This is a genomic window from uncultured Amnibacterium sp., from assembly GCF_964245895.1.
Classification (GTDB): domain Bacteria; phylum Actinomycetota; class Actinomycetes; order Actinomycetales; family Microbacteriaceae; genus Amnibacterium.
In genome coordinates, this window is the sequence record NZ_CAXTOQ010000196.1 from 1 (window position 1) to 5554 (window position 5554).

Annotated in this window: 8 protein-coding genes and 1 tRNA gene; 3 read left to right on the forward strand and 6 right to left on the reverse strand. The window is 73.7% G+C overall.

Annotation, left to right across the window (positions count from 1 at the left end):
* Nucleotides 1–805, forward strand: an 805-nt coding sequence (locus ACFE60_RS17305) for a hypothetical protein (RefSeq protein ID WP_375390102.1), incomplete at its 5' end; no start/stop codon positions are given.
* A gap of 253 nt (nucleotides 806–1058) precedes the next feature.
* Here the strand turns inward: ACFE60_RS17305 and ACFE60_RS17310 are convergent.
* On the reverse strand, nucleotides 1059–1679 hold the full coding sequence (locus ACFE60_RS17310) for a transglycosylase family protein (RefSeq protein ID WP_375390103.1): 621 nt from the start codon (nucleotides 1677–1679) through the stop codon (nucleotides 1059–1061).
* 331 nt (nucleotides 1680–2010) lie between these two features.
* On the reverse strand, nucleotides 2011–2352 hold the full coding sequence (locus tag ACFE60_RS17315; protein ID WP_375390104.1) for a transglycosylase family protein: 342 nt from the start codon (nucleotides 2350–2352) through the stop codon (nucleotides 2011–2013).
* A gap of 340 nt (nucleotides 2353–2692) precedes the next feature.
* On the opposite strand from ACFE60_RS17315, the gene ACFE60_RS17320 reads away from it, so the two are divergent.
* Together ACFE60_RS17320 and ACFE60_RS17325 are read left to right on the forward strand one after the other, a co-directional pair.
* Nucleotides 2693–3013 carry a TfoX/Sxy family protein gene (locus ACFE60_RS17320; protein ID WP_375390105.1) on the forward strand — a complete coding sequence of 107 codons (321 nt, stop codon included), beginning with the start codon at nucleotides 2693–2695 and terminating at the stop codon, nucleotides 3011–3013.
* A 30-nt stretch (nucleotides 3014–3043) separates the two neighbouring features.
* Nucleotides 3044–3934 carry an oxidoreductase gene (locus ACFE60_RS17325; RefSeq protein WP_375390106.1) on the forward strand — a complete coding sequence of 297 codons (891 nt, stop codon included), beginning with the start codon at nucleotides 3044–3046 and terminating at the stop codon, nucleotides 3932–3934.
* 359 nt (nucleotides 3935–4293) lie between these two features.
* On the opposite strand, the gene ACFE60_RS17330 is transcribed toward ACFE60_RS17325, so the two are convergent.
* The 4 genes from ACFE60_RS17330 to ACFE60_RS17345 form a co-directional block, all read right to left on the reverse strand.
* Nucleotides 4294–4668: a hypothetical protein gene (locus tag ACFE60_RS17330; protein WP_375390107.1), complete on the reverse strand. Its 375-nt coding sequence runs from the start codon at nucleotides 4666–4668 to the stop codon at nucleotides 4294–4296.
* A complete protein-coding gene (locus ACFE60_RS17335; protein ID WP_375390108.1) occupies nucleotides 4665–4955 on the reverse strand; it encodes a hypothetical protein in 291 nt (96 codons plus the stop codon). Before ACFE60_RS17335 ends, ACFE60_RS17330 begins: the two co-directional genes overlap by 4 nt.
* Nucleotides 4956–5026: 71 nt before the next feature.
* Nucleotides 5027–5100: transfer RNA gene (locus ACFE60_RS17340), tRNA-Ile, on the reverse strand.
* Between the two features lie 28 nt (nucleotides 5101–5128).
* Nucleotides 5129–5293, reverse strand: a complete 165-nt coding sequence (locus ACFE60_RS17345; protein ID WP_375390109.1) for a hypothetical protein — start codon at nucleotides 5291–5293, stop codon at nucleotides 5129–5131.
* Nucleotides 5294–5554: the final 261 nt, after the last annotated feature.

A 5554-nucleotide genomic window follows, 5' to 3' on the forward strand; every position in this document is an offset into this window, starting at 1 on the left:
CGGCGAGGCGCGGACCGCGCGGCGCACCGCGGCGACCGTCGCGACGCAGCTGGCCAGGGGCGGTGACCCCGACCTCACCGTCTGGCTGTCCGGCAGCGGCTCCGGCTCCCTGCTCTACCGGCTCGGCGCGCTGTCCCAGATCGGCGACGCGTCCACCGCGCTGCTCGCGCAGGCGAAGGTGCAGCAGCGGCAGTCGGAGGCGCTCGGCGCCCAGGCCGCGGCGCAGGCCGCCGTGCGCGACGGCCTGGCGAAGCAGGCGACCGCGGCGTCGAACACCGCGAAGGCGGCGCAGCAGGCCGCGGACCGGCAGGTCGATGCGACGAGGTCCCGGCGGGCGACGCTGCAGGCCCAGCTGAAGAGCCTGCAGGCGACGTCGTCCTCGCTGCAGGCGTCGTACGCGGCGTCGCAGCGGGCGAAGCAGGCCGCCGCAGCGGGCGGCGCCACGAGCGGCGGCACCGGGCTCGGCGGCATCGCGGCCGGGCCGGCCTCGCTCACGCCGGCCGGCGCGCAGGCGTACGCGTCATCCCGGCTCGGCGCCTACGGCTGGGACGGCGGGCAGATGTCGTGCCTCGTGCGGCTCTGGAACATCGAGTCGGGCTGGCGGTGGAACGCCTACAACGCCTCCTCGGGCGCCTACGGCATCCCGCAGTCGCTGCCCGGGGCGAAGATGGCGACCGAGGGCGGCGACTGGACGACGAGCTCGCGGACGCAGATCGAGTGGGGCCTCGGCTACATCAAGGCGCGTTACTCCACGCCGTGCGGCGCGCACTCCTTCGAGACGAGCCACGTCCCCTACTGGTACTGACCGGTCTGGTGCTGATCTTCACGAGCACCTCGGCAGGCTGCTCGCTCTCCAGCAGGCTCAGCACGCGCCTCCTGGCCTGCTGAGGTGCGGATGGCCTGCCGAAGCGCGGCTGGCCTGCCGAAGCGCTCGGCCAGCCTGCTGAGGTGCGGATGGCCTGCCGAAGCGCGGCCTGTTCGCCGAGTCCGACGAGCCGGAGACGCGGTTCGGCCGCCGGCCGGGCACGGAACCCGGACGGCGGCCGATCCGCCGTCGATCAGGCCGGCAGGTGCAGCTTCTGGCCCGTGTGGATCACGTCCGGGTCCGCGACCTTCGGGTTCGCGGCCCAGAGCCGCTTCCAGCCGCCGTCCACGTCCAGCCGCTGCGCGATCCTCGAGAGCGAGTCGCCCGATCGGACCGTGTAGGTCTCGCCGGACGTCTTGACGGCAGCGGGCCTGTCCGCCTGCACGACCTGCGCGCTCGCGCCTCCGCCCGACGAGGAGCCGGAGGAGGACTTGGCGGAGGACGACTTGGCGGACGACGTCGACGCGGCGTACCCGGTCGCGCCGGCCTTCACCGAGCAGACGGGCCAGGCGCCCCAGCCCTGCCCGGCGAGCACCTTCTCCGCGACGCGGATCTGCTCGGTCCTGCTCGCGTCGGCGGGGCTGCCCGCCCCGCCGTAGCCGTGCCAGGTGGCGAGGCTGAACTGCAGCCCCCCGTAGTAGCCGTTCCCGGTGTCGATGTGCCAGTCGCCGCTCGACTCGCACTGCGCGACGCGGTCCCACACGCTGGCGGGTGCGGCCTGCGCGGGTGCGGCGCCGAGCGCGATCCCCGCGGCTGCGAGTCCGGCGACGGCGATGCCCGAAGCGAGGGCACGGGTGTTGGTCAGGATCTTCATCTGGTCTGCTCCCACGGACCCACCTGCGCTCGTCCCATCCCTGGGGCTCGACGCGCTGCTGCCCGCCCTGGATGTCGTTGCACGGTCCATGTCGGCGCGGTCCGAGGGGCAGCATGCGGTGGGGTCCGCGCCGGGCAGTGCCGTCGGAGGGGTGGTCGCGGCGGTTCCTGTTCGCCGGTCCCCGAGGGCGCGAGCAGGGTGCCATGGAAAACCAGGGCATCCAAACCGCGTTCCGGGAGCCGGAAGCGCGTCCGGCCGTCCCGGTCCGACATGAGCGGACCGGTCCGGCGGGAACCCGATCAGCGGAACGGAGCCTGGCAATGGGCCTGGATCAGCGCAGACCGATCTTCTTCGAGCAGGCGGGCCAGGCGCCCCAGCCCTGGGATCGGCGGACCTTCTCGCCGACCGCGATCTGCTTCGCCTTGGTCGCGCGAGCGGGGTTGCCGCCGCCGCCGTGCGCCCGCCAGGTGCCCATGCTGAACTGCAGGCCGCCGTAGTAGCCGTTCCCGGTGTCGATGTGCCAGCGGCCGCTCGACTCGCACTGCGCCAGCCGGTTCCAGGTGGAGACGGGAGCGGCCTCGGCCGGCGCCGCGCCCGTGATCGTGCCGGTCAGCACGAGGCCGCTCACGGCCACCGCCGAGATCGCGGCGCGGGTCTTCGTCAGGATCCTCATGGGATACGTGCTCCGGCGGGTCCGCCTCCGCTCGTCCCATCCCTGGGGCTCGACACGGCGCTGCCCACCCTGACGACTGCGACGGTCCGGACGATGCGGTGTGGGGGCAGCGCAAGGCGTGGCCGCATCGGGCAAGTAGCGCGGCGAGGGGGTAGTTCCGGCGGTTCCTGATGCCGGTCCTCGTCGAGCGGCACGAGAGTGCCAGCACTTTCCTGGGCATGTCAAACGAGTTCGGGACGTTTCCGCGTGTCGGAAGCCTTCGTCGCTCGGAGGTGCTGTAGGCGCTCCGACGGCCGGCGGGCGGTACCAGGGCTCGTCCGCTCGTGCCAGCCTGAGCGCTGTGGCGGACCATCCCGAACTGGCGGCGCGGGTGCGGGACGCCCTCGCAGGCGTGGCCGACGTCGTCGAGAAGCGGATGTTCGGCAGCGTCGGGTTCCTGGTCGGCGGCGCGCTGCGCCTCGGCGTCGGCCGCCACCCCGATCACGTGATGATGCTGCGGATCTCGGAGGAGGACGCGGCCGCGCTCGCCGGTCCCGGCGTGCATCCCGCGGTGATGCGCGGCCGGACCATGCGCGGCTGGCTGTTCCTGGAGGAGGAGGCGGTCGACTCCGACGAGCAGCTGGAGCGCTGGGTCGCCGCCGCTCTCGCCGCTCCCGTCTGACCGCTCAGGACCCCTCCCGCACACTGTGGCGTGGTCTCCCCCGAATCCCTCCGCCTGCCCGACCAGTCCGGACGCGTCGTCGTCGTCACGGGCGCGAACAGCGGCCTCGGCTTCGAGGCCGGGAAGCGGCTCGCCGCCGCCGGGGCGCACGTCGTGCTCGCCTGCCGCGACCTCGGCCGGGGCGAGGAGGCCGCCAGGCGGATGCCGGGCAGCACCGAGGTGCAGCTGCTCGACACGAGCGACCTCGCCTCGGTGCGGTCCTTCCCGGACCGCGCGCCCGAGCGGATCGACGTGCTGATCGACAACGCCGGCGTGATGGCGACCGACGAGGCGCGCACCGCCGAGGGGTTCGAGCTGCAGCTGGCGACCAACTTCCTGGGGCACTTCGCGCTGACAGCCCTGCTGCTCCCCCGCCTGACCGACCGGGTCGTGCTGCTGTCGAGCCTCGCGCACTGGGGCGGGCGGATCGTGCTGGACGACCTGAACCGCACGCGGCGCCGGTACTCGCGGTGGGCCGCGTACGCCGACTCGAAGCTCGCCGACCTGATGTTCGCGTTCGATCTGCAGGCGCGGTTCGCGGCGACCGGCTCGCCCCTTCGCGCGATGGCGGCGCACCCCGGGATGGCCGGTACGAACCTGACCAGGGACCTCCACGTCCCGGCGGCCGTGTCCGGGGTGTCGGAGGCGATGCTGAAGGGTGTCGGTCAATCGGCCGCCGCCGGAGCGCTGCCGACGCTGCTCGCCGCGACGGCGAAGGACCTGCCGGGCGGCTCCTTCGTCGGTCCCAGCGGCCTCGCCGAGCTGCGCGGCACCCCCATCGTCGCCAGCTCCAGCCGGACCGCGCGCAACCGCGAGCTGCAGATCCTGCTGACCGCGGAGGCGGAGCGCCTGACCGGCGTGGAGCTGCTCGTCCCGGCGTAGGGCCCCGCACGACGACGCCCCGCCCTCCCGGAACGGGAGGACGGGGCGTCCATCATGCGAGTCCGCTTATCTGTCCGGACTCCGGATCCGCGGTGCATCTGTCATGTCGGAGACGGTGCGCCGAGAACCTGGGAACGGGGTGCGAGTCCCGGCGTGGCGAGCGGATCGCGCCCGGTTCGCGCCTGCCTACGCGGTCGGTTCCGGCAGGCCTCGTCGGTCCCGGCAGCGCGACAGCGCCGGTCGGGATGCCGGAAGCCACGGATGCTGCCGGAACCGACGACCCGACCGGCGCCGGCGCCCGGCTTCCGGTGCGCCGTTCGCCTCCGGCGTCCGAGGCCGCTGTCCGCCGCCGCCACCGATCAGGAGGAGAACTCGCCCCGCAGCTCCCCCGTCGGGTCGACGGTGAGGACGGCGCGGTCCGTCGGCCAGTTCAGCAGGCGGAGCGCCAGGAAGATCAGCCAGATCCCGCCGGTGACGAGCACCAGCAGCAGGTTCAGCAGCACGTTCACGCTCTGCCGCTTGGCGACGACGGCCCGCCGCCCGTCGTTCGATCTGATCGAGTAGCCGTGCTGGACGTACTTCGCGACCGCGCGATCGAGGATCCGACGGCGCTCGTCGTCGCTGAGGCGCCGCGCGGACTCCGGTCCGTCGAACCAGTCGCGGCCGTCCCACCAGCGCCGCCGGCCGGTCTCGTCGCTGTAGAAGCCGGGAGGAGGCGCGCTCGGCTCGGTCACCCGGCGACGATAGCCGGGGCCGTCCGTCGTCCGTGGCGGGACACCGCGAAGGCGACCGCGGCGCCGATCGCGAGGAGCAGGGGCACCGGCAGCAGGTCCTGCCCGGTGCCGCCGATCGCGAGCAGCAGCGAGTTCAGGTCGACCGGCTGCTGCAGCGAGCGGAAGCCCGACAGCCCGATCCCGAGCACGCGGAGCCCAGCGGAGGCGGTCAGCGCGACGGCCGCAGCGGCGGCGAGGAAGCCGGCTGTCCGCCGCACGCCGTGCAGCGCGGCGAGCACGCCGAGCACCGCGTCGGGGTGGCGCCTCTGCGCGAGCAGCCCCAGTCCGGGTGCTCGGGATCGCCCGGGTCGCCGTCGTGTGGGGCGGACGGGACTTGAACCCGTGACCGATGGATTATGAGTCCACTGCTCTGACCGGCTGAGCTACCGCCCCGCCGGTCACGATAGCGGCGGGTGCGCTCCTACTCGACGTCGACGATGCCGCCGGAGCCCACCGGCAGAACGACCACGACTCCCGAGGCACGGCGCTTCACGAGGGTGTCCATGGAGCCCTGCTTCAGCACGTTCCCGGTCAGCGACCTGTCGAGGGTGTCGCTCTTCGGCGGCGTGATCTGCTGCAGGCTCACCGAGTCGACCGTGCGACGACGACCAGCAGCAGGCCGACCACGAACACAGGCACACGCGAGGGCCAGCGTGCCGTCCGTAAGGTCTGGACATGGACCGCACCCTGGATGTCGAGGGCGCCACCCTCGCGTACGAGCTGCACGACGGCAACGGGCCGACCGTCGCCGCCCTCCACGGGCTGACGTCGTCGCGGGCCGGCGAGGACGCCGGCGGGTACTTCGGCTGGGCCGCGGCCGCGCACCCCGGTCGGCGGCTCGTCCGCC

Excerpts from the sequence above, each read along its gene's own strand:
- ACFE60_RS17310 (WP_375390103.1), bottom strand. The coding sequence starts at position 1,679 with ATGAAGATCCTGACCAACACCCGTGCCCTCGCTTCGGGCATCGCCGTC.
- ACFE60_RS17315 (WP_375390104.1), bottom strand. The coding sequence starts at position 2,352 with ATGAGGATCCTGACGAAGACCCGCGCCGCGATCTCGGCGGTGGCCGTG.